Annotated in this window: 15 protein-coding genes; 12 read left to right on the top strand and 3 right to left on the bottom strand. The window is 65.8% G+C overall.

Features of this window, described 5'->3' with window-relative positions:
• Positions 1 to 126: 126 nt before the first annotated feature.
• From AC1DEY_RS00405 to AC1DEY_RS00365, 9 genes are all read left to right on the top strand, one after another.
• A complete protein-coding gene (locus AC1DEY_RS00405; protein ID WP_476866262.1) occupies positions 127 to 5,502 on the top strand; it encodes a peroxidase family protein in 5,376 nt (1,791 codons plus the stop codon).
• A gap of 118 nt (positions 5,503 to 5,620) precedes the next feature.
• Positions 5,621 to 7,321: a multicopper oxidase family protein gene (locus tag AC1DEY_RS00400; protein ID WP_476866261.1), complete on the top strand. Its 1,701-nt coding sequence runs from the start codon at positions 5,621 to 5,623 to the stop codon at positions 7,319 to 7,321.
• Between the two features lies 1 nt (position 7,322).
• Positions 7,323 to 8,228: a hypothetical protein gene (locus AC1DEY_RS00395; protein ID WP_476866260.1), complete on the top strand. Its 906-nt coding sequence runs from the start codon at positions 7,323 to 7,325 to the stop codon at positions 8,226 to 8,228.
• The gene (locus AC1DEY_RS00390; RefSeq protein WP_476866259.1) at positions 8,225 to 9,541 is read left to right on the top strand and encodes an erythromycin esterase family protein; all 1,317 of its coding nucleotides are present in this window, start codon (positions 8,225 to 8,227) and stop codon (positions 9,539 to 9,541) included. Before AC1DEY_RS00395 ends, AC1DEY_RS00390 begins: the two co-directional genes overlap by 4 nt.
• A gap of 32 nt (positions 9,542 to 9,573) precedes the next feature.
• Entirely contained in the window at positions 9,574 to 10,443 is an 870-nt protein-coding gene (locus AC1DEY_RS00385) for a universal stress protein (RefSeq protein ID WP_476866258.1), read from the top strand.
• 121 nt (positions 10,444 to 10,564) lie between these two features.
• Entirely contained in the window at positions 10,565 to 11,251 is a 687-nt protein-coding gene (locus AC1DEY_RS00380) for a hypothetical protein (protein ID WP_476866257.1), read from the top strand.
• A 287-nt stretch (positions 11,252 to 11,538) separates the two neighbouring features.
• Positions 11,539 to 12,744, top strand: a complete 1,206-nt coding sequence (locus AC1DEY_RS00375; protein WP_476866256.1) for an inorganic phosphate transporter — start codon at positions 11,539 to 11,541, stop codon at positions 12,742 to 12,744.
• Positions 12,741 to 12,962, top strand: coding sequence for a hypothetical protein (locus AC1DEY_RS00370; RefSeq protein ID WP_476866255.1), 222 nt, complete (start codon positions 12,741 to 12,743; stop codon positions 12,960 to 12,962). The genes AC1DEY_RS00375 and AC1DEY_RS00370 overlap by 4 nt, the downstream gene beginning before the upstream one ends.
• Positions 12,963 to 13,036: 74 nt before the next feature.
• Positions 13,037 to 13,585 (top strand): dihydrofolate reductase family protein, encoded by a 549-nt coding sequence (locus AC1DEY_RS00365; RefSeq protein WP_476866254.1) that lies wholly within the window; start codon positions 13,037 to 13,039, stop codon positions 13,583 to 13,585.
• Positions 13,586 to 13,595: 10 nt separating this feature from the next.
• Here AC1DEY_RS00365 and AC1DEY_RS00360 read toward each other — a convergent pair whose 3' ends face one another.
• A complete protein-coding gene (locus AC1DEY_RS00360; RefSeq protein ID WP_476866253.1) occupies positions 13,596 to 14,060 on the bottom strand; it encodes a hotdog fold thioesterase in 465 nt (154 codons plus the stop codon).
• On the opposite strand from AC1DEY_RS00360, the gene polA reads away from it, so the two are divergent.
• The 3 genes from polA to rpsA all read left to right on the top strand — a co-directional run bounded on the left by polA (position 14,059) and on the right by rpsA (position 19,955).
• Positions 14,059 to 16,911 carry a DNA polymerase I gene (gene polA / locus AC1DEY_RS00355; RefSeq protein WP_476866252.1) on the top strand — a complete coding sequence of 951 codons (2,853 nt, stop codon included), beginning with the start codon at positions 14,059 to 14,061 and terminating at the stop codon, positions 16,909 to 16,911. The two genes, AC1DEY_RS00360 and polA, sit on opposite strands and share 2 nt — an antisense overlap.
• A 54-nt stretch (positions 16,912 to 16,965) precedes the next feature.
• Positions 16,966 to 18,252 (top strand): GNAT family N-acetyltransferase, encoded by a 1,287-nt coding sequence (locus tag AC1DEY_RS00350; protein ID WP_476866251.1) that lies wholly within the window; start codon positions 16,966 to 16,968, stop codon positions 18,250 to 18,252.
• Positions 18,253 to 18,479: 227 nt separating this feature from the next.
• The gene (rpsA, locus tag AC1DEY_RS00345) at positions 18,480 to 19,955 is read left to right on the top strand and encodes a 30S ribosomal protein S1 (RefSeq protein ID WP_026537355.1); all 1,476 of its coding nucleotides are present in this window, start codon (positions 18,480 to 18,482) and stop codon (positions 19,953 to 19,955) included.
• A 194-nt stretch (positions 19,956 to 20,149) separates the two neighbouring features.
• Here rpsA and AC1DEY_RS00340 read toward each other — a convergent pair whose 3' ends face one another.
• Together AC1DEY_RS00340 and AC1DEY_RS00335 are read right to left on the bottom strand one after the other, a co-directional pair.
• Complete coding sequence (locus AC1DEY_RS00340) at positions 20,150 to 21,004, bottom strand: IS3 family transposase (protein ID WP_476866250.1); 855 nt, start codon at positions 21,002 to 21,004, stop codon at positions 20,150 to 20,152.
• The gene (locus AC1DEY_RS00335; RefSeq protein ID WP_476866249.1) at positions 21,001 to 21,327 is read right to left on the bottom strand and encodes a helix-turn-helix domain-containing protein; all 327 of its coding nucleotides are present in this window, start codon (positions 21,325 to 21,327) and stop codon (positions 21,001 to 21,003) included. The genes AC1DEY_RS00340 and AC1DEY_RS00335 overlap by 4 nt, the downstream gene beginning before the upstream one ends.
• Positions 21,328 to 21,490: the final 163 nt, after the last annotated feature.

The following is a 21,490-nucleotide window of genomic DNA, read 5'->3' as shown; positions in this document are numbered from 1 at the left end:
CCCAGCACTCTTGCACCATCACTCACTCTAAGAGGCAGGTGTGCAATGAATTTGTTCGCATGCAGGAAGGTCGGCGGTCAAAGACGCTTTAGCCGACCAACCCGCGCAGTCGCAGCAGGGACAGCAATGACCTTGCTCAGTTTCATCGGACTCACCACAACGGCGCTTGGCGCCAGTGCCGCGCCGGCACCCGTCGGCGCAGGCTTCACGGTCACCCCATCCGACCTGGCCTTCATCCTCAAGCAGATCAAGATAGCCGAGGCGCACGTCGCCAATACGACGTCGGCCACCGGCCCGTGTGGGGCCCTGGTCGGACCCGGCCCCAACCAGATTCCCGACGCCCTCACCTCGTACGGCCTCCGCACAGTTGACGGCTCCTGCAACAACCTGATCAAGGGCCGCGAAACATTCGGGGCCGCCGATCAGGTTTTCCCGCGTCACACGACGCCGCAGTTCAACGCCGCGGATGCTGCTCCGGCAGCATTTGGTGGAGGCTCCACCTCCTACGCACAAAAGTCGGGCAACGTGTTCGACGCCCAGCCACGTGAAATCAGCAACCTGATCGTGGATCAGACGGCCACTAATCCCGCCGCCATCGCCGCTGCAGGGTTCCCGGTCCGGACCCAGGGCAATCCGGGGCTCGTCCCCTGCACCACCGATCCTGACCCCTTGGCGACTCCGCCGGTCGAGGCTGTGCCGGCCGGCTGCGTCCCCACCGGAAAGACGCTGTTCATCCCCAACGTCACCACCGACGTCGGCCTCTCCCCACCGTACAACTCGCTGTTCACCCTGTTCGGGCAGTTCTTCGACCACGGCGTTGACCAGACGGTCAAGGGCGGCGGAACAGTGTTCGTTCCGCTCAAGGCCGACGACCCGCTGATCACTGTGGGCCCCGACGGCAAGCCCAACACGGGCGACGAAGTGGCACCCAACAGCCCCAACGCCTTCATGGTGCTCACCCGCGGCCAGAACCAGCCGGGCCCGGACAACATCCTCGGGACTGCCGATGACGTTCAGGAAGCTACCAACACGGACTCGCCCTACGTTGACCAGTCCCAGACCTACACGTCCCACCCCTCCCACCAGGTGTTCCTGCGGGAGTACATCAACAACACCGACGGCAAGCCGGTTTCAACCGGCAAGCTCCTCGGCGGCGTCGCCGGCCCCACCGCCGGAGGCATGGCCACGTGGGCTGACGTGAAGTCCCAGGCCGCGATCTTCCTGGGCCTCAAGCTCCAGGACAAGGACGTCACCAACATCCCGATGATCGCCGCGGACCCTTACGGCAAGTTCATCCCCGGACCCGCCCGCGGCCTGCCGCAGTACGTCACCCTGACCGGCCTGGTCGAGGGCGACACGGCAAACCCCGTTCCGGTGCCGGCGAATGTCCGCTACTTCGACACCCCGTTCCTGACCGACATCGCGCACAACGCCGATCCCTCGCCGCAGGACACGGACCACAACCCTGCCACGCCGCCCGTCGCGCCCGTCCCGGACGCCGACACCACGGCCTCGGCAGACTTTGCGAACCAGCCGGCCGGGACCTACGACGACGAGATGCTGAACGCGCACTTCTGTGCCGGTGATGGTCGCGTCAACGAGAACATCGGCCTGACCACCATTCACCAGATTTTCCACTCCGAGCACGACCGCCTCGTGGCGGATATCGAGAACACCCTCACCAATGACACGTCGACCAAGGGCGTCGCCGCGCTGGCCGAGTGGAAGCTGGCCGCGGGTGCCAACGGCTGGAACGGTGAGCGTTTGTTCCAGGCGGCCCGGTTCGTCACGGAAATGGAATACCAGCACCTCGTGTTCGAGGAGTTCGCCCGCAAGATCCAGCCGGCGGTCCAGCCCTTCCACGTCTACCACTCGGATATCAACGCCGCGGTGCGGGCCGAATTCGCCCACGCGGTCTACCGGTTCGGCCACTCCATGCTGACCGAGACGATTTCCCGGACCAACGCGGACGGCAGTGACAACTCGATCTCCCTGCTGAACGGCTTCCTGAACCCGCCCGAGTACACCAACGGCGGATCGGCGGGGCCCCTGACCTCGGAAGAGGCCGCCGGCAGCCTGGTCATGGGCATGAGCGACCAGGTCGGCAACGAACTGGACGAATTCGTGACGGGAACCCTGCGCAACAACCTGCTGGGTCTTCCCCTGGACCTGCCAACGATCAACATGACCCGTGCACGCTCCGAAGGCGTACCGCCGCTCAATGAGCTGCGGCGCCAGATCAACGGCGCCACGGGTGACGCGCAGCTGGCACCGTACACGAGCTGGGCAGACTTCGGGCAGAACCTGAAGCACCCGGAATCGCTGATCAACTTTGTAGCTGCCTACGGCACCTACCCGACCATCATCAGCGAAACCACGCTGGCGGGCAAGCGGGCAGCGGCCAAGGCAATCGTTGATCCGGGCACCCTTGCGACCCCTCCCACGGCTGACATGACGGACTTCATGAACAGTGCCGGACCGTGGGCGACACAGGAGACCGGCCTGAACAAGGTCGACCTCTGGGTCGGCGGCTTGGCGGAGAAGACCAACCTCTTCGGCGGCCTCCTGGGCAGCACGTTCAACTACGTGTTCGAGAACCAGCTGACCGACCTGCAGAACGGCGACCGCCTGTACTACCTGGCGCGTACTCCGGGCATGAACCTGCGCTCACAGCTGGAGAGCAACTCCTTTGCCGAGATGATCATGCGCAACACCAACGCGCACTCGCTCAAGGCGGACGCCTTCGGCACTGCCGACTGCAAGTTCGAGCTCGGCAACCTGGCCGGCACCCCGGCAGGCTACGCCGCATCCGGGGCCACGGTCGTGGACGACCCCAAGTCCGAATGCCGCGAGGATCTGCTGCTCCTGCGCAAGCCTGACGGCACCATCCAGTACAAGGAGAAGAACGTAGTCGATCCCAGCGGCATCAACGGCCAGTCCGTGTACAACGGCACGGCCAATGCTGACCGCGTCACCGGCGGCAACGACAACGACACGTTCCTCGGCAACGAGGGCAACGACGTCATTGAAGGCAACGGCGGCGACGACATCGCCCTCGGCGGTGACGGCAACGACAGGATCACCGATTCATCCGGAGCCGACGTCCTCAAGGGCGGCCCGGGCAACGATTACCTCAACTCCGGTATCGGCGATGACATCCTGATGGGCGGTGACGGCCAGGACTTCACTAATGGTGGCGCAAACGACAACGAAACCTTCGCGGGTCCCGGCAACGACTTCGTGCAGGCAGGTGACGGTGCCGATGCGGTCTTCGGCGACGGCGGTGACGACTGGATCCAGGGTGGTTCCGGCCAGGACCTGCTGATCGGCGACCACGGCGCCCCGTTCTTCGACGACCCGGCCCAGACGAAGCCCGGCAACGATATCTTCGTCGGTCAGGTGGGCGAGAACGACTACGACGCCGAAGGTGGCGACGACATCATGACCAGCAATGCCGCCATCGACCGGTTCGCCGGTGCGGCCGGGTTCGACTGGGCCACGCACCAGTACGACACCGTGGCAGCCGATGATGACATGAAGATCAACAACAACCTCATTGGCCTTCCGCTGCCTGTCGTTGTCAACCGCGACCGCTGGCAGGAAGTAGAAGCCAACTCCGGTTCCAAGTTCGACGACGTCATCCGTGGCGACGACGCAGTGCCCAGCACCGTAGGTGGTGCAGGCTTCAGTGGCTGCGACGTCCTCGACCAGACGGGCATCAACCGGATCGCCGGCCTGCAGGCCATCCTGCCGGCACCGACCACCCCGCTCGCACCTGTCGAAGCACTCTCACCGATGGGCGTCTGCCCCCTGACCGGTCCGGTCTGGGGCGACGGCAACATCCTCATCGGCGGCCTCGGCAGCGACAAGATCGAGGGCCGCGGCGGCAACGACGTCATCGACGGCGACCGGTACCTGAAGATCCGCATCAGTGTGCGGGACGACGCAGGTGTGGAGATCGGCACCACCGACCTCATGGAGCACCAGTACCAGACCGGCAACCCGCTGACCCTGGCGGCTGCAGTAGCGGCCGGCGTCGTCAACCCCGGGAACCTGGTGGCTGTCCGCGAAATCGTGACCCCCACCGCCCTCGAAACTGCGGGCAACCGGGACGTCGCGATCTTCTCCGGCCCGCGGGCCAACTACACCGTCACCACCACCGGTGGCGACGGCACGATCGGCTCGGCAGGCTCCACCACCACGGTGGTGGACAACGTAGGCATCGACGGGACGGACACGATCCGCAACATCGAGTTCCTGCAGTTCTCCGACACCGTTCTGCCTAACGCCCCGGTCATCGGCACGGCAACCGCCGGCGCCGGGCAGGCCACGGTGCGCTGGACGGCTCCGACGGTCGGCGTCGCCGACACCTTCTCCGTGAAGGTGCTCGACGTGACCACCAACCCGGCCGGCGTCCAGGTCGGCGCCCTGCGCTCCGCCCCGGCAGGCGCCACCAGCCTGGTAGTGACCGGCCTGGCGAACGGATCCCAGTACAGGTTCCAGGTGCTGGCCAGCAACGCCCTCGGTGACAGCCCGTTCTCGGCACTCTCCAACACGGTGAGCCCGACGACGGCGACCGCACCGGGAGCACCGACCATCGGGACGGCCACGGCCGGGAACGCTTCGGCAACCCTGACCTGGACGGCACCGGCCAACAACGGCGGATCCCCCATCACGGGCTACACAGTGAGGGCCTTCGCCGGAACTGTCCTGGCCCGCACCCAGGCGGTCACCGGCAATGTCGGAACCGTCGTCGTCACGGGCCTCACCAACGGGACGGCGTACACGTTCGACGTGGCCGCCATCAACGCAGTGGGCACGAGCGGGTTCTCGGGCCGCACGGCAGCGGTGACACCACGGACCGAGTTCGTGGCTCCCACCGTGACTGCGCGTGCTCCCGCAGTGGGCGCCGTGTCTGTCAGCCAGGGCACGAACGTGACGGCAACGCTGAGCGAAGCGGTCACGGGGGTGACGGGTACCAACTTCCAGCTCCGGCTGGGCACCGCGTTGGTTCCCGCCGTCGTCAGCTACAACCCGCTGACGCGGGTGGCGACACTCAACCCCACGCCGACACTGACGGCGGACCGCGTGTACACGGCGACCCTCTCGGGGGTCCGTGACCTCGCGGGCAACACGATGGTGACGAGCACGTGGTCGTTCACCACAGGCCCCAACCCGACCATCACCGCCACGACTCCCGTCGCGGGAGCCACCGGGGTGCTGCGCAACAGCAACGTGACGGCCACGTTCAGCGAGGCCATCACCGGCTTCGCGGTTGCCGGCAAGGTCCGGATTGAGCGGGTCTCTACCGGAGCCCAGGTCCCCTCGGCGGTCACGTTCAACACCACCACCAGGGTGCTGACGATCAACCCCGGAGCCAGCCTCCTCGCGAACACCCAGTACCGGGTCACCGTCACCGGTGGCACCACTGGAGTCCGCGACCTGGCGGGTAACCCGCTGACATCCGTTGTCTGGACGTTCACCACGGGCGCGGGACTGTAACAAGCAGCAAGAGATCGCCGGCTGGCGGGCCCGCAACGGCCCGTCAGCCGGCTTCCTCAATTCCTCGAAAATCACTTTTCGACACTGCATTCAGCACTATTGCCCACTTGGAGGGGCCATGACTACACGACGTGAAATCTTCAAACTGGGCGCCGTCGGCGCCCTCGGACTGGCCGGATTCAAAGGCGGCGACGACGGCGTTCCCACCACTGGGCCGAGCACACCGCTCATTACCGCCAGCCAGCTTGCACCTGCGAACATGCCTGTTCCCTATGCGGGCGTCTTTCGCCGGCCGCCGGAGCTCGTCCCCTTTCAGACAGGCTTCGACGGCGGCGATCCGGCCCGCCCGTTCGCCCGGTACGCCCTCACCCAGAAACTCGGACAGGCCCAGTTCGTTCCCGGCCTGAATACCACCGTTGCGGGCTACAACGGCATCTTCCCCGGCCCGACCATCCGGGCCAACCAGGGCACCCGGATTGAGGTGCGGATCCGCAACGACCTGCCCGCCGCCGGGCTCGTGCAGCCTGCCCGCTTTGACACAGTCACCCATCTGCACGGCTCCGCGTCTCTGCCACAATACGACGGCTACGCCAACGACATCACCATCCCCGGGAACTTCAAGAACTACCACTACCCCAACTTTCAGGCGGCCCGGACGCTCTGGTACCACGACCACAAGCACCACATCACCGCACAAAACGTCTATTCAGGGCTCGCGGCCTTCTACCCGCTGTCTGACAAGCACGAGCGTGCGCAGTTGCCGCAAGGCGAGTTCGATGTGCCCTTGATGATCTCGGACGCCATGTTCAAGGCCGACGGCTCGCTCGCCTATAACGACAACGACGTGAAAGGCCTGTGGGGTGACATCATCATGGTCAACGGCGTGCCGTGGCCCACCATGAAGGTCAAGCCCCGGATCTACCGCTTCCGGGTGCTCGATGCGTCCATCTCACGCTCCTACCGGCCCACGCTCTCAACGGGGGACCCCGTCTATATAGTTGGAACCGACGCCGGCATGACGCCCAAAGTGCAGGCCGTGAAATCCTGGCGGCAGGGCACGGCGGAACGCTACGAGGTGCTGATCGACTTCCGCAAATACCGGACCGGGCAGCTGATCGAGCTGCGCAACCTCAGCAACAAGAACAACATCGATTTCGCCAACACCAACAAGATCATGCGCTTCCAGGTGGTGGCCGACTCCGGATCCGGGGCAGGCTCCATTTCGAGCATTCCGGTCACGCTGGAGGACGGCGGCTCCGTCAACGCGCCCAGCGGCGGCATCCCCACCATGAGCCTGACACCTGCGATGGCCAAGGCGAAACGAGAGCTGAGATTCTTCCGCGATCACGGACAATGGACCGTCAACGGTGTCACCTGGGCAGATGTGGAGAAGTCCGGGTTCACCAAGCTGTTCGGCAACCCCCAGCCATTCGACGTCGAGCAGTGGACCATCGTCAACGCCTCCGGCGGCTGGTTCCATCCTGTGCACATCCACCTCATTGACGCCAAGATCATCGCCCGGAACACCAACGGCGGCAAGCCGTTCGCTTGGGAACAGGGCCCCAAGGACGTCTTCTACGCCGGCGAGAACGAGTCCATTACGGCGCTCATGCAATTCGACACGGGTTTCGGCGGAGGCGGCCGCTACATGATCCACTGCCACAACCTGGTCCACGAGGACCACGACATGATGGTGCAGTTCTCCGTGGGCGATCTGCGGACCAACGACCCCATCACCACGGATCCGCCGGTCCTGGACCCCGAAGCGCCCGACGCGTTCCCGCCGGTCTACCGGCCTGGATTCCCGGCGGGGACCTGACGTGCGCCGCCTGGGACAACTGGGCGCGGCGGCCCTGCTGGTGCTGGCGCTGAGCGCCTGCACCGGCGGAACGCCGTCACCGGCACCTGCCTCGCCGACAGCCGGGGCTGCGGCGAGCGCCGCGCCCGTCTCGCTGGAAACCGGGACAGACGTCGGCAACGGCCGTCCGACCGTGAGCAATGACGGGCTGATGGTGCGGCGCCGCGCGGTCATCGCCGTCCACCCCACCGAGGGAGCACAGCCGGGCGCACCCCGCGCACGGCTCGAGCAGACGGCGGCCACCAGCGGCATCGTCCTGTCCGACATCCCACCGGACGTCCTCGAGCCGGCGATCCTCGAGCATGTGGCACCGGAGCTGATCGTGATGCTTCCGGCCGGAAGTACCGCTGAGGACGCGGAGAAGCTGGCTGAACTCGCCTTCGGCGCTGAGGGCACGTACCCCGGTGTGGAGCACGTCCACGTTTCCTCGGTCCTGGTCCACGATCTCCAGTTCACCGTCGCCGCCGCCGATCCGGCAGCCGTGGCCGGTTCCATCGCCGAGGAAGGCATCCTCTCGGATGCGCTCGGCAACTACGGCACGGTCCTGGAGAAGGGAGCCCTGACGGTCAGCTACACGGGGCCACTGCTCAGCGACGCGCTGGTGGAATCCGGGCCACGCGTGTGTCCGGGTACATCCGGAGGTGACTTTTGGCCCTTGGCGCCCGGCAGGCCCGGGCGGAAGCTGGGCGTGCAGCGCGAGCCACAGGTCTGCGCATTCACAGGGGCCGCAATACACCGATCCGCTCAGCTCACGGGCCGGCGCATTTCACCGCTCGGGCATTTCACCGGTCCGCGTTGCAGAGGTCCACACGTAATAAAGGCCCACGGGAGCGCCATGAAGCACCACCACATCGGGGATCCGCAATGAACCCCGACGCCGTTACCCGGACCTCCGTGCTGAAAGAGATCCACGATCTCGCCCGGCCGCTGAAAACCGATCGGGACCTCAGCGGGATCGTGCGGAGCGCCGCCGACTGCCGCTTTGTCGCCGTCGGCGAAGCGTCCCACGGGACCCACGAGTTCTACACCTGGCGCGACACCCTCAGCCGGCGGCTCATCCAGGAGGAGGGCTACAACTGGATCGGAGTCGAAGGGGACTGGCCCGACTGCTGGCGCATCAACCAGTGGGTCCGCGGCCTGGCGGGGAAGGACCAGGGAGTCCATGCGCTGCTGGCCGGCTTCGAACGCTGGCCGACCTGGATGTGGGCCAACGAGGAAGTCGCCGCGTTCCTGGACTGGCTGCGCGGCTGGAACGCAGGCCGGCCCCAGGACAAGAGGGTCGGCTTCTACGGACTGGACGTCTACTCGCTCTGGGATTCATTGCGCGAGATCATCGGCTGGCTGGAGGGCAACGTTCCCGACGCGGTGCCGGCGGCCAAGCGCGCCTGGCAGTGCTTCCTGCCCCATCACGAGGACCCGCACGAATACGCGTGGAACACGCGGCTGGTGCCGCAGTCCTGCGAGCCCGACGTCGTGGCCCTCCTGACCGAGGTCAGGGCCCGGGTCTCCAGCCCGGGACCGCATGACGAAGACGCCTTCGACGCCGTCCAGAACGCTGAAGTCGCGGCGAACGCTGAGCATTACTACCGCGTCATGGTCCGCGGCGACCGGCAGTCCTGGAACGTCCGCGACCATCACATGGCGGACACCATCGACAGGGTCAGCCGGCACCTGGGGCCGGCGTCCAAAGGGCTGGTCTGGGAGCACAACACGCATATCGGGGACGCCCGCGGCACGGACATGGCGCAGGACGGCCTGGTGAATGTCGGTCAGCTGCTGCGCGACCGCCATGCGGGCGAGGGGGTGCTGCTTGTCGGGTTCGCAGCCCACCGCGGTTCCGTGACCGCCGCCGACGGGTGGGGCCGCCCCGAACGTATCGTCACGGTGCCCGACGCGCGCCCCGGCAGCCACGAAGACTTCCTGCACCAGGCCCTCGGGGCGCCGGCCGTCCTGGAGTTCGGCGACGACAGGACCGGCCCCTGGTTGTCCACGCGGCTCGGGCACCGGGCGATCGGCGTCGTATACCACCCCGAAAGGGAGGCCGGAAACTACGTTCCGACCCGGATGGGGGAGCGATACGACGCCCTCATCTGGCTAGAAAACACGGCTGCCCTGCGGCCGGTGCACCATGAGGGGCCACCCCGGGAACCTGAATTCGAGACAGAGCCCACGGGATTCTAGCCCGGCTCGGATTCAACGAAGGCGGAACCATAATGGGCAAGCCAATCGTCGTCGGGATCAACGGGTCCGCGGGCAGCGAGGCCGCCCTGACCTGGGCCCTTACGCGGGCGGCCCGGGACAAGGCTCCCGTCCTGATCGTCCATGCAGTGGACGACCGCTGGATGTCCCCAGAGTTCCAATATCACGAGATCATCCGCGAATCAGGGATGGACCTGCTGCAGAAAGCGCAGGCGAGCGCCCGCAGGCAGGCCCCGGACGTCGACGTGGACATCGACCTACGTCATGGCAGCGGAGGCTCGGTGCTGCGGGACGCTTCCACCCAGGCAGCCCTCGTGGTGGTCGGCGCGCATGGCAAACGCTGGCCGAACGCCGGGCCCCTGACCGACCGCGCCCTGCAGGTTGTCGCCGCCTCGGAGTGCCCCGTAGCTGTCATCCCGGCGAACCTCGCATCGGCGGATCGGGGCGTCGTAGTCGGCGTGGACGGCTCCGAAGAATCGCTGCAGGCTGTCGCGTTCGCGGCCGCGGAGGCAGACCTGGGCGGGGACGAGCTCACCGTGGTCCTCGTATTCAAGAGCACGGCGCGGTGGGTGGAGATACAGTCGCCGTCCAGCGGCCTCGCCGAGAGAATGGTCGAGGAGAACCGGATCGTGCTCGCCGAGTCGGCGGCCGGACTCGGCGGGCAGTACCCGGACCTGACAGTTCATCAGCGTCTGGAAACCAACATCGAACCCGCCAAGGCCCTGGTCAATATCGCCGACGGTGCCAGGCTGCTGGTGATCGGAAGCCGTGGACGCAGCGGATTCTCCCGGACTGTGCTCGGCTCCACGGCGCACGCCGTACTGCTGGGCGTGCCGTGTCCCACGCTCGTCACCCATGTGCACAGGGTCAAGCACGGAGACTGATGCGGCTCGGAAGCGTGGTTCCCGCCGGTGCCGGAACTGGGTCTGAGCCGGCCACGGGCCGCCGGAAAACCCCTGACGGGAGGGGCTTTCCGCCGCCGCCATCGGATGGGAGGATGATGCAGTGGACCCCTTCTTCAATTTCGTCACTCACTTTTGGTGGCTCGTCTTTCCGATGAGCGGACTGATCGGCGGGTGGGCGCGGACCTGGTCCAAAGCCGCTGAACGCCGGCACCGCCGTCGGGTGGAGCTCTACACGCTCAAGAACCAGGCCGCGCAGGCCGAGCAGGCCAGCCAGACCGAGGTGCTGGGCCTCATGAAGGCCCACGACACCGTCAACAAACGCTGGCTGGACTACGAACTCGATATCGGAAAGCTGATCGACTATCCGGTCATGAGCGACGTCCGGGAGCCCCTCACAGTGGCGTTCCTGCGAGCCAAGCGTGAAGCCGACGGCTTGCGGCCGGCCGCCCCCGGGGATGTCAGGACGGCCGCACGGCTCGCGGAATACCGGGCGGCCGTGACCGGCTTTGAACTCGCCTTCGACGTCGCCGAACGCGAAGCGAAGCGGATCAGGGACAGCAAGTTCACCGGGCCGGAACGGCAGCGCCTGGAGACGGCCCGGAAGCTCCTGAGGATCGCATCGGACGCCGCGGCAACCCCCGCCGAGCGCCAGACGGCCTACCGGCGCGCCCGCCGGGAACTGGACGGGCTCATCGTGCTGCCGGAGGCCACCCTCGCGGCGCTCGAGGACAAGATCGCTTCCATGCTCGACGCCGGCCCGGCGCCGGAGGCCCGCCGGACCGGTTAGGTCGGACAGCATAAGCCGGACAGTTTAGGGAGGCGCCGCGGGCTGCGCGGGGCGCCCCGGTTCGCTGTGACAAGCATCGCACCGCCACCATGAATGCCACGTACAGCACAGGGGCGGAATTTAGGGTCTTCTGGCATGTTTTGCCCTGCCGTTTTTCCCACGTACCATCGATAAGGTTTCAAAGCTGCTTTAGTGGCCCGGCGAGTTCATCCAGACATGAACCCTGTGGCCATGCGGCACCGGGGATATGAAACTGCTGACCATGGACACTGCAGATTGGGCAACAGGTGGAAATCACCGTAATGGTGGCGCTAGTGATATTGCTGGCGCTCTTCTTCGACTTCACCAACGGATTTCACGACACCGCGAACGCCATGGCCACACCCATCGCTACAGGTGCCATCAAACCGAAAACAGCGGTAGCCCTTGCGGCGGTGCTGAACCTGGTGGGTGCGTTCCTGTCCACGGAAGTGGCCAAGACCGTCTCGGGCGGCATCATCAAGGAGGGCGCGGACGGTGTCCAGATCACTCCGGACATCATCTTCGCCGGGCTGATGGGCGCCATCCTCTGGAACATGATCACCTGGCTGAAGGGCCTGCCGTCGAGCTCCTCGCACGCGCTCTTCGGCGGCCTGATTGGCGCTGCCATTGCCGGCATCGGCATCCACTCGATCAACTTTGAGTCGATCCTGCAGAAGGTCATTCTCCCCGCGATTTTTGCGCCGATCATCGCCGGCTCTGTGGCGTACTTGTGCACGAAGTTGGCCTACGCGCTGACCTCCCGGCATGACCCTGAAACAGGGGACAAACTCACCCAGAAGCGCGGCGGATTCCGGACCGGCCAGGTCTTCACCTCCAGCCTTGTGGCCCTCGCGCACGGAACCAACGACGCCCAGAAGACCATGGGCATCATCACCCTGGTCCTGATCTCAGCCGGCACCCAGCCCGCCGGCTCCGGGCCGCAGCTATGGGTGATCGCCACCTGTGCCTTCGCCATCGCGATCGGCACCTACTCCGGCGGCTGGCGGATCATCCGCACCATGGGCGCGGGACTCACGGAGGTGAAGCCCGCCCAGGGCTTCGCCGCCGAGACCAGCACGGCCACCGCCATCCTGGCCTCGTCGCACCTCGGCTTCGCCCTCTCCACCACCCAGGTGGCCTCCGGCTCAGTGATCGGCTCCGGCATGGGACGCCGCGGCACAACAGTACGGTGGGGAACTGCCGGCAGGATCGCCATCGGTTGGCTGTTCACGCTCCCGGCGGCCGGGATCGTCGGCGCCCTGACGGCCATGCTCGTGCAGACCGGCGTAATCGGCGTGGTCATCGCGGCCGTCGCCGGGACCACCGCAGTGGCGTACATGTTCGTCCATTCACGGAAATCGCATGTGGGCCACCACAACGCCGTCGAGATCGAAGAAGTCAGCCAGGCCGTGCAGTTCCGCAAGAAGAAGTCCGCCGTCAAGGCGATGAAGAACGGGCGTGCCCAGCGATGAAATGGTTGGAACTGTTGAGCGTGGCAGGTACGACGCTCCTGTCAGCAGTGACAGTGGTAGTTCTGTACTCCCTCGGTGTCCGGCTCACGGCCATCGCCGGTGACATCCGGAACTCCCCGGCGTCGTGGACCCGGCCGCTGGCATACGCATGCTTCGCCGTGTGCGGCGCCGCCGTGCTCTTCGGGCTGTACCTGATCATTCCCTACTTCCACAAGTAGGCCGCTGTCGCCGGCAATCCGGCGGAGCGTTCCGGGGGATGGGAAGCCGGCACCCAATTGGCTAGGCTGGGGCCATGGCGAGCTTCCAGTACTTCGTGGCATCCTCAATCGACGGGTTCATCGCCACAGCCGGGGACAACCTGGACTGGCTGCTCCAGTTCGACGGATTTGACGGTGGACAGGACAGCTACGACGCGTTCATGGCCGACGTCGGCTCCATCGCCATGGGCGGCGGGACCTACGCCTGGCTGCGGGAACACGAACCAGCCACGTGGCCCTATCCGGACACGCCCTGCTGGGTTTTCACCCACCACGAACACTCCGCCCCAAAGGGCGCCAACGTATCGTTCGCCCGCGGAGACGTCCGCGAGTTCGCGGACGACCTCAAGGACCAGGCCGGCGGCCGAAACGTCTGGGTAGTCGGCGGGGGCGACCTCGCCGCGCAGTTCGCCGACGCCGGGCTGCTGGATGAACTGATTGTCTCGGTCATTCCGGTGGTGCTGGGCAGCGGCAAGCCGTTGCTGCCCATGACAGGTCCGACGCCGCCGCTGGAGTTGACCTCATCGCGCACCCTGGGGCGGGGCATCGTGGAGTTGCGCTACCGGTTCCCGGGCCGGACCTAGCCGGGCTCGCCTAGCGCTCTGTGTCGCGGATCAGGTTCGTGATCCGGGCGGTGGAGAGCCGGCGGCCGCTCTCATCGGTCATGACGATCTCATGCGTGGTTAGGGTCCGGCCCAGGTGGATTGCCGTGCAGGTGCCTGTGACGGTGCCCTCGGAGATCGCCCGGTGGTGCGTCGCCCCGACCTCGATGCCCAGTGCCTGCCGGTTTGGGCCGGCGTGCATGCCCGCCGCGAAGGAGCCCAGCGTCTCGGCCAGGACCACGTGTGCCCCGCCATGCAGGATCCCGGCCACCTGGGTGTTCCCCTCCACCGGCATAGTGGCCACGGTGCGCTCCGGACTCAGTTCAAGGAAGCGGATCCCCATCTTCACCACGAGGGCGCCGACGCCGTACCGGCCCAGCCAATCGTGCATTTCCTCGGGAACACCGGCCGTCGCGAGCTCGGCCGCGAAGGGGCCGGGCGTGAAATTGTCCATCATGGCAACTAGGCTGGCACCTGTGAGCGAAACTACCAAACCGGCCCCTGCCCCATCTGCAACAGATCTCCTCCCGGCAACTGAACCGGAATCAGTGCTTGCGGCCAAGCCCGCCCGAACATCCACCCGGGCCGCGGCGTCGGTTTCCGCCACCGAGGCTCCCGTGATTCCCATCACGGACCAGCCGCGACTTCTCGTGCTGGACGGACACTCCATGGCGTTCCGGGCGTTCTTCGCCCTGCCCGCGGACAAGTTCTCCACCGCCACGGGGCAGCACACCAACGCCGTCCACGGCTTCACATCCATGCTGATCAACCTGATCAAGGAACAAAAGCCCACCCACGTGGCCGTGGCCTTCGACGTCTCCGACGACACCACCCACCGCAAGGCCGAGTACAGCGAGTACAAGGGCGGACGCAACGAGACCCCCCGTGAAATGAGCGGCCAGATCGACCTCATCGACAAGGTCATGGGCGCATGGGGCATCAAGACCATCAAGATGCCCGGCTGGGAAGCGGACGACATCCTGGCCACGCTCGCGGCCATGGGTGAAAAGGCGGGTTACGAGGTGCTGCTGGTATCGGGGGACCGCGATGCCTTCCAGCTCATCACGGACAACGTGTTCGTGCTCTACCCCAGGAAGGGCGTGAGCGACATTCCCCGGATGGACGCGGACGCCATCCAGGAGAAGTATTTCGTCAGCCCCGCCCAGTACTCGGATCTCGCCGCCCTGGTGGGAGAGACAGCGGACAACCTCCCGGGCGTTCCCGGCGTCGGCCCCAAGACGGCAGCCAAGTGGATCAACCTCTACGGCGGACTCGAGGGGGTCCTGGAGAACCTTGACGCGATCGGCGGAAAAGTAGGGGATTCCCTCCGCGAAAATGTTGAGGACGTCAAGCGCAACCGGCGGCTCAACAGGCTCCACACCGATCTGGACCTGCCCGTCACCCTGGACGAGCTCGCGGACCCGCGGCCGGACCAGGATGCCCTCGAGGAGCTGTTCGATGCCCTCGAATTCAAGACCATCCGCACCCGGCTCTTTGCCCTCTACGGCAGCGAAGTCACCGAATCGGAGCGGGAGAGCCTCGACACCCCGGACTTCGTCATCCCTGCGGACGCCGCCGAGCTGACCGCCTTCTTCGCGGCCGGCGCCGGGAAGCGCTCCGCTGTGGCGGTCGATCTGGTGCCCGGCCGGATCGGCGAGGACGCCGCCGCGGTGGCGATCGTCCGTGACGACGCCGCCGTCTACCTCGACCTGGCCAGCCAGGACGCCGCCGCCGAGAACGTCCTGGCAGCCTGGCTGCGTGACGCCCACGCGCCGAAGGTGCTGCACGGGTTCAAGGCCGCGCTGAAGGCACTCACCGCCCGGGGATTGGAACTGGAGGGCGTGGTGGATGACACCTCCATCTCCGGCTACCTCATCCAGCCCGACCGCCGCAGCTACGAGCTCGCCGAGCTGGCGCAGCATCACCTCAACATCTCCGTTTCCACCGAGGCCGCCAAGGCGGGCCAGCTTGAGCTGGCGTTCGACGGCGATGACGCCGAAGCGGCCGGCGCACTGGTCCACGTGGCCGCAGTGGTCGGGGCCCTGAGCCGCTTCTTCGAAGCGGAACTGAAGGAACGCAAGGCCGAGGACCTGCTGAGCACCCTGGAGCTGCCAGTCAGCCGTGTCCTCGCCGACATGGAACTCGCCGGAATCGCGATCGACATGTCCCGCATGGACGAACAGCTGTCGGACCTCGCCAAGGTGATCGACAACGCCCAGGAGCTCGCCTTCGCCGCGATCGGCCACGAGGTCAACCTCGGTTCGCCGAAGCAGCTCCAGACCGTGCTGTTCGAGGAACTGGAGCTGCCGAAGACCAAGAAGATCAAGTCCGGCTACACCACCGACGCCGCGTCGCTCAAGAACCTGCTGGAGAAGACCGGACACGAATTCCTGGTCCAGCTGATGGCGCACCGCGAGTCCTCGAAGCTGCGCCAGATGCTCGAGTCGCTCAAGAAGTCCGTGACGGACGACGGGCGGATCCACACCACGTACGCGCAGAACGTCGCAGCCACGGGCCGGATCTCCTCGAACAATCCCAACCTGCAGAACATCCCGATCCGCAGCGAGGAAGGCCGGCGCGTCCGCGGGATTTTTGTGGTCAGTGAGGGCTACGAGTGCCTGCTGTCCGCCGACTACTCGCAGATCGAAATGCGCATCATGGCCCACCTCTCGGGGGACGAGGGCCTGATCCAGGCGTACCGGGACGGCGAAGACCTGCACCGGTTCGTGGGCTCGAACATCTTCCACGTGCCCACCGACCAGGTGACCAGTGCCATGCGTTCCAAGGTCAAGGCGATGTCCTATGGCCTCGCGTACGGCCTGACCTCGTTCGGCCTGTCCAAGCAGCTGGAGATCTCCGTTGACGAGGCGCGGACGCTCATGAAGGACTACTTCGACCGCTTCGGCGCCGTCCGCGACTACCTGCGCGGCGTGGTGGACCAGGCCCGGGTCGACGGCTACACCGCGACCATCGAGGGCCGCCGTCGTTATCTCCCGGACCTCACAAGCACCGACCGCCAGCTGCGCGAGAACGCGGAGCGCATCGCGCTGAACTCGCCGATCCAGGGCTCGGCGGCTGACATTATCAAGCGGGCCATGCTGGGCGTGCACGCCGAGCTGGCGGCCCAGGGCCTCAAGTCGCGCATGCTCCTGCAGGTCCATGACGAACTGGTCCTCGAGGTAGCCAACGGCGAGCGTGAGGTCGTGGAGAAGCTCGTGACCGAGCAAATGGGCTCGGCTGCGGACCTCAGCGTTCCGCTGGACGTCCAGATCGGCGTCGGCACCAGCTGGTACGAGGCGGGGCACTAACTTTTATCGGTTCCGGCGCCGCCGGAACGTCAGAATTCTCAGGGGGAGAAGCACGTGGCAGAAAAGTACGAACTCAGGCGGTTCCGCGCGGTCGAGAAGGACTCGGCGGACTATTCGCAGGGCACAGCGTGGCTGCGGGGAGTCGGGATCGGCTTCTATGAGGAGCCGCGCAAAGACGACTTCGTGGACAAGATCATGGCCATGTACCTCGTGGACAACCGGGAGATGACCGGCGTCTACCAGGCCGACGGTGTGGCGTCCCATTCGCTGGCGGCCGACGTCCCGGTGGCTACCTTCGCCACGCTGCGCAAGGACCTGAACATCGGCTACGGGCGGCAGCTCGAAGCACAGCTCGTCACGGCCGTCACCGTGCGCGGCACCCACCGTCGGCAGGGACTGCTGCGGCGGATGATGACCGAGGACCTCACGGCGGCCAAGGCCGACGGCGTCGCGCTGGCGGCCCTCACCGCCTCCGAGGCGTCCATCTACGGCCGGTTCGGCTACGGGGTGGCCACCTTCGAGCGCAGCGTCAAGGTCGACACCGGGCCGCGCTTCCGCCTGCGCCATGCGGCGGTCGGCTCGGTGGAGATCGCCGACCGCAAGGTCCTGCTGGACCTGGCACCCCAGGTCTTTGCGCGGGTCCAGGCTTCCATGCCCGGCTCGATTTCGCGGCAGGAAGCGTACCGGCTGCGGTCCTCGGGCACCCTGGGCCGCGACGGCAGCGAAGACGAGGCCATCCGCTGTGCCCTGCACTACGACGCGGCCGGCACCGTGGACGGGTACGTCTCGTACAAGTTCGCCGGCTGGGACGCCAAGCCGTACACCATGGAGATCCTGGACCTCGTGGCCGCAACCGACGCCGCCTACCTGGAGCTGTGGCAGTTCCTCGGCAGCATCGACCTCGTAGACCGGATCAGCTGGCAGGAGGCGCCGATGGACGACCCCCTGGCCTGGGCGCTGGAGGATCCCCGCTGCGTCGAGGCCTCAGACCACCGGGACATGCTGTGGCTGCGGATCCTGGAACCGGCCCGGGTGCTGGGTGCCCGGCGCTATTCGGCCGACGGCACCCTGGTCTTCGCCGTACGGGACAGTCTTGGCTTCGCGGCCGGCACCTTCGCCCTGACGGTGAGCGGGGGAGAGGCCACGGTGACGCCGGCTCCGGACGCCGAGCCGGACCTGTCGCTGGATGTCGCGGACCTGGGCTCCATCTATCTGGGCGCCGTCTGCCCGGTGACCTTGACGGCCGCCGGGCGGATCACTGAACACACCGCCGGGGCGGCGTTGACGGTGCGGCTCATGTTCGCCGTCGAACGCTCACCGCACTGCCTCACGCACTTCTAGAGGTCCGGTCCCGGTCGCGGCGCGCAAGGCGCCACGCGCTTTGACCGGCGTTCACGTAAACGACTAGACTAAACGGGCGTGTACTACGTGCGCGCATCTACAATCCACAAAATCAGGATGACCCGGCGGATCACTTGTTGTGAAGCCGTGTTCTTGGCCTGCATTCCATAATGCGGGCGAAGCGGTTTGCCTGACCGACTAACTATCCACAACGGAGCCCCTACTACATGACCATCACCTCCACCGAGAAGCCCGGTACCCCCGTAGTCGCCATTAACGACATCGGTACCGCTGAGGACTTCCTCGCAGCTGTCGACGCCACCATCAAGTACTTCAACGACGGAGATCTCGTCGAAGGTACCGTCGTCAAGGTCGACCGCGACGAAGTTCTGCTCGACATCGGTTACAAGACCGAAGGTGTCATTCCCTCCCGCGAGCTTTCCATCAAGCACGACGTTGACCCCGGAGACGTCGTCTCCGTTGGCGATCAGGTCGAAGCCCTGGTGCTCACCAAGGAAGACAAAGAAGGCCGCCTGATCCTCTCCAAGAAGCGTGCTCAGTACGAGCGTGCCTGGGGCGACATCGAGAAGGTCAAGGAAGAAGACGGTGTTGTCACCGGTACCGTCATCGAGGTTGTCAAGGGTGGTCTTATCCTCGACATCGGTCTGCGCGGCTTCCTGCCCGCATCCCTCGTCGAGATGCGCCGTGTGCGCGACCTTGCTCCGTACATCGGTCAGCAGATCGAAGCCAAGATCATCGAGCTGGACAAGAACCGCAACAACGTTGTTCTTTCCCGCCGTGCATGGCTCGAGCAGACCCAGTCCGAGGTCCGCTCCACGTTCCTCAACAAGCTGGAAAAGGGCCAGGTTCGTCCCGGCGTCGTTTCCTCCATCGTCAACTTCGGTGCCTTCGTGGACCTGGGCGGCGTAGACGGCCTGGTTCACGTTTCCGAGCTGTCCTGGAAGCACATCGACCACCCGTCCGAGGTTGTCGAAGTTGGCCAGGAAGTCACCGTCGAGGTTCTCGAGGTCGACCTGGACCGCGAGCGCGTCTCCCTGTCGCTCAAGGCTACGCAGGAAGATCCGTGGCAGACCTTCGCCCGCACCCACGCCCTCGGCCAGGTTGTTCCGGGTAAGGTCACCAAGCTGGTTCCGTTCGGCGCGTTCGTTCGCGTTGAAGACGGCATCGAAGGCCTGGTCCACATCTCCGAGCTCGCCGTGCGCCACGTTGAGCTGGCCGAGCAGGTTGTCTCCGTTGGTGACGAGCTGTTCGTCAAGGTCATCGACATCGACCTCGAGCGCCGCCGCATCTCGCTCTCCCTCAAGCAGGCCAACGAGGGCGTCGACGCCGACAGCACCGAATTCGATCCGGCACTCTACGGCATGGCCGCTGAGTACGACGAAGAGGGCAACTACAAGTACCCGGAGGGCTTCGACCCGGAGTCCAACGAGTGGCTTGAAGGCTACGAGAACCAGCGCGCCGCCTGGGAGCAGCAGTACGCTGATGCCCAGACCCGCTGGGAAGCACACAAGAAGCAGGTTGCCCAGCACGCTGCGGACGACGCTGCAGCTGCAACGTCCGGCGAGAGCGACTCCGGCACCACCAGCTACTCCTCCGAGCCGGCTGCAACCGAGACCGGTGCAGGCACGCTTGCTTCGGACGAGGCTCTTGCCGCCCTGCGCGAGAAGCTGACCGGCAACTAATTGCCCTTGCGCATCGGGGAGTCCTTTCCCTGAGACCAGGCAGTTTGTAGCTTGAAGCCGCACCGTCACGGTGCACAGCAGTACAGTTCAGCAAAGGTGGCCGTCCCCTCGGGGCGGCCACCTTTGCTTTTACGCGGACATGCCCCTCGGCTGCCTTGAACTGGTCCCCGAATGTTGGACTGGTTGGTAAGAGCCTAGGCTGCGAGGGCCTGGGCTCGGTATTGCACCGGGCTCAGGCCCTTGAGCTTTGTTGAGATCCGTTCGGTGTTGTACCAGCGGATGTACTTGTGCAGCGCCGCTGTGAGTGCCTCGGTGCTGAGGAACCGGGCATGGTGGAAGAGCTCTTCCTTGAGGTGACCGAAAAAGTTCTCCATCACCGCGTTGTCGTAGCAGTTGCCCTTGCGGGACATCGACTGGACCGCGCCGGCGCCCTCCAGAAGGACGCGCCAGGAGACGTGCCGGTACTGGAAACCCTGGTCCGAATGCACCAGCGGTTGCTGGCCGTCCTCGAGCGTTCTCAGCGCCTCACGCAGCGAGGTGTTGGTCAGCTCCAGGTTCGGGGACAGGCTGATGGTGTGGGAGATGAACTGCCGGTCGAAGAGATCCATGACCGGGGAGAGGTAGAGCTTCCGGTCGCCGACGCTGAACTCGGTCACATCCGTCACCCACTTCTGGTTCGGTGCATCGGCGTCGAACTCGCGGTTCAGCACGTTCGGGGCAATCCTGCCCTGCTCGCCCTGGAAGGAGTTGTAGCGCTTCCTACGCCGGACCTTGCAGACCAGCCGCAGCGCACGCATGAGTTTCAGCACGGTCTTCTTCGCGACCGTCCACCCTTGTCTGGCCAGTTCGGTGTGGATGCGGCGATGCCCGTAGCGTCCATGGTTCCGCTCGAAGATCTCCGTGACGGCGGCCTTGAGGGCCGCTTGCGGATCGGGCGCCCGGAGGCGGGCCTGGTGATAGAAGAACGTGGACCGGGCCAGACCGGCGACCTGCAGCAGAACCGGGAGCGGGAAGTCAGCCTTGAGGGCGGTGAGGGCCTGGACCTTCACCGTCGTTCTTGTGCCCTCAAGGCCCGCAATTTTCCCAGGTACGCCACTTCAGCCCGCAGCCGTTCGTTCTCCCGGCGCAGCCGTTCCAGCTCGGGCAGCTCCGCCGGCGGCGGGGCATCGGGTGCCTTAGGTCTGCCTTTAGGCTTCGGGCGCAAGGAATCCGCGCCCTCGCGACGATAGGCAGCCGCCCAGTTTTTCAGTAAGCCGGACGAGGACAAACCAGCTTCCGCCGCGAGATCCTGGGCCGTCTCGCCCGCGATGAACCGTTCTACCAAGGCGAGCTTGAGTTCGAACGAGTACACCTGTTTCGTTGGCTTGGCCACCAGCGCTCCTCGACCATGGATTCTCCACCGCAGATAAAGGACCTTGACCGGCGACTGAGACACACCCAGCAGCCGCGCAACCGCCTTATCCGCGATGCCCTTCTCAAACCACGCTACAGCGGCCTCGCGCTGCCCTTCGGATAACGGACTACGTCCATACATA

Source organism: Arthrobacter sp. 05T47, from assembly GCF_056395825.1.
Note: the sequence above shows the minus strand (reverse complement) of the source record. Positions and strands in the feature narration are given on the sequence as shown.

What these genes read in the sequence shown, in the direction of transcription:
- AC1DEY_RS00405 (WP_476866262.1), top strand. Translation starts at nt 127, where the DNA reads ATGACCTTGCTCAGTTTCATCGGACTCACCACAACGGCGCTTGGCGCC.
- AC1DEY_RS00400 (WP_476866261.1), top strand. Translation starts at nt 5,621, where the DNA reads ATGACTACACGACGTGAAATCTTCAAACTGGGCGCCGTCGGCGCCCTC.
- AC1DEY_RS00390 (WP_476866259.1), top strand. Translation starts at nt 8,225, where the DNA reads ATGAACCCCGACGCCGTTACCCGGACCTCCGTGCTGAAAGAGATCCAC.
- AC1DEY_RS00385 (WP_476866258.1), top strand. Translation starts at nt 9,574, where the DNA reads ATGGGCAAGCCAATCGTCGTCGGGATCAACGGGTCCGCGGGCAGCGAG.
- AC1DEY_RS00370 (WP_476866255.1), top strand. Translation starts at nt 12,741, where the DNA reads ATGAAATGGTTGGAACTGTTGAGCGTGGCAGGTACGACGCTCCTGTCA.
- AC1DEY_RS00365 (WP_476866254.1), top strand. Translation starts at nt 13,037, where the DNA reads ATGGCGAGCTTCCAGTACTTCGTGGCATCCTCAATCGACGGGTTCATC.
- polA (WP_476866252.1), top strand. Translation starts at nt 14,059, where the DNA reads ATGGCAACTAGGCTGGCACCTGTGAGCGAAACTACCAAACCGGCCCCT.
- AC1DEY_RS00360 (WP_476866253.1), bottom strand. Translation starts at nt 14,060, where the DNA reads ATGATGGACAATTTCACGCCCGGCCCCTTCGCGGCCGAGCTCGCGACG.
- rpsA (WP_026537355.1), top strand. Translation starts at nt 18,480, where the DNA reads ATGACCATCACCTCCACCGAGAAGCCCGGTACCCCCGTAGTCGCCATT.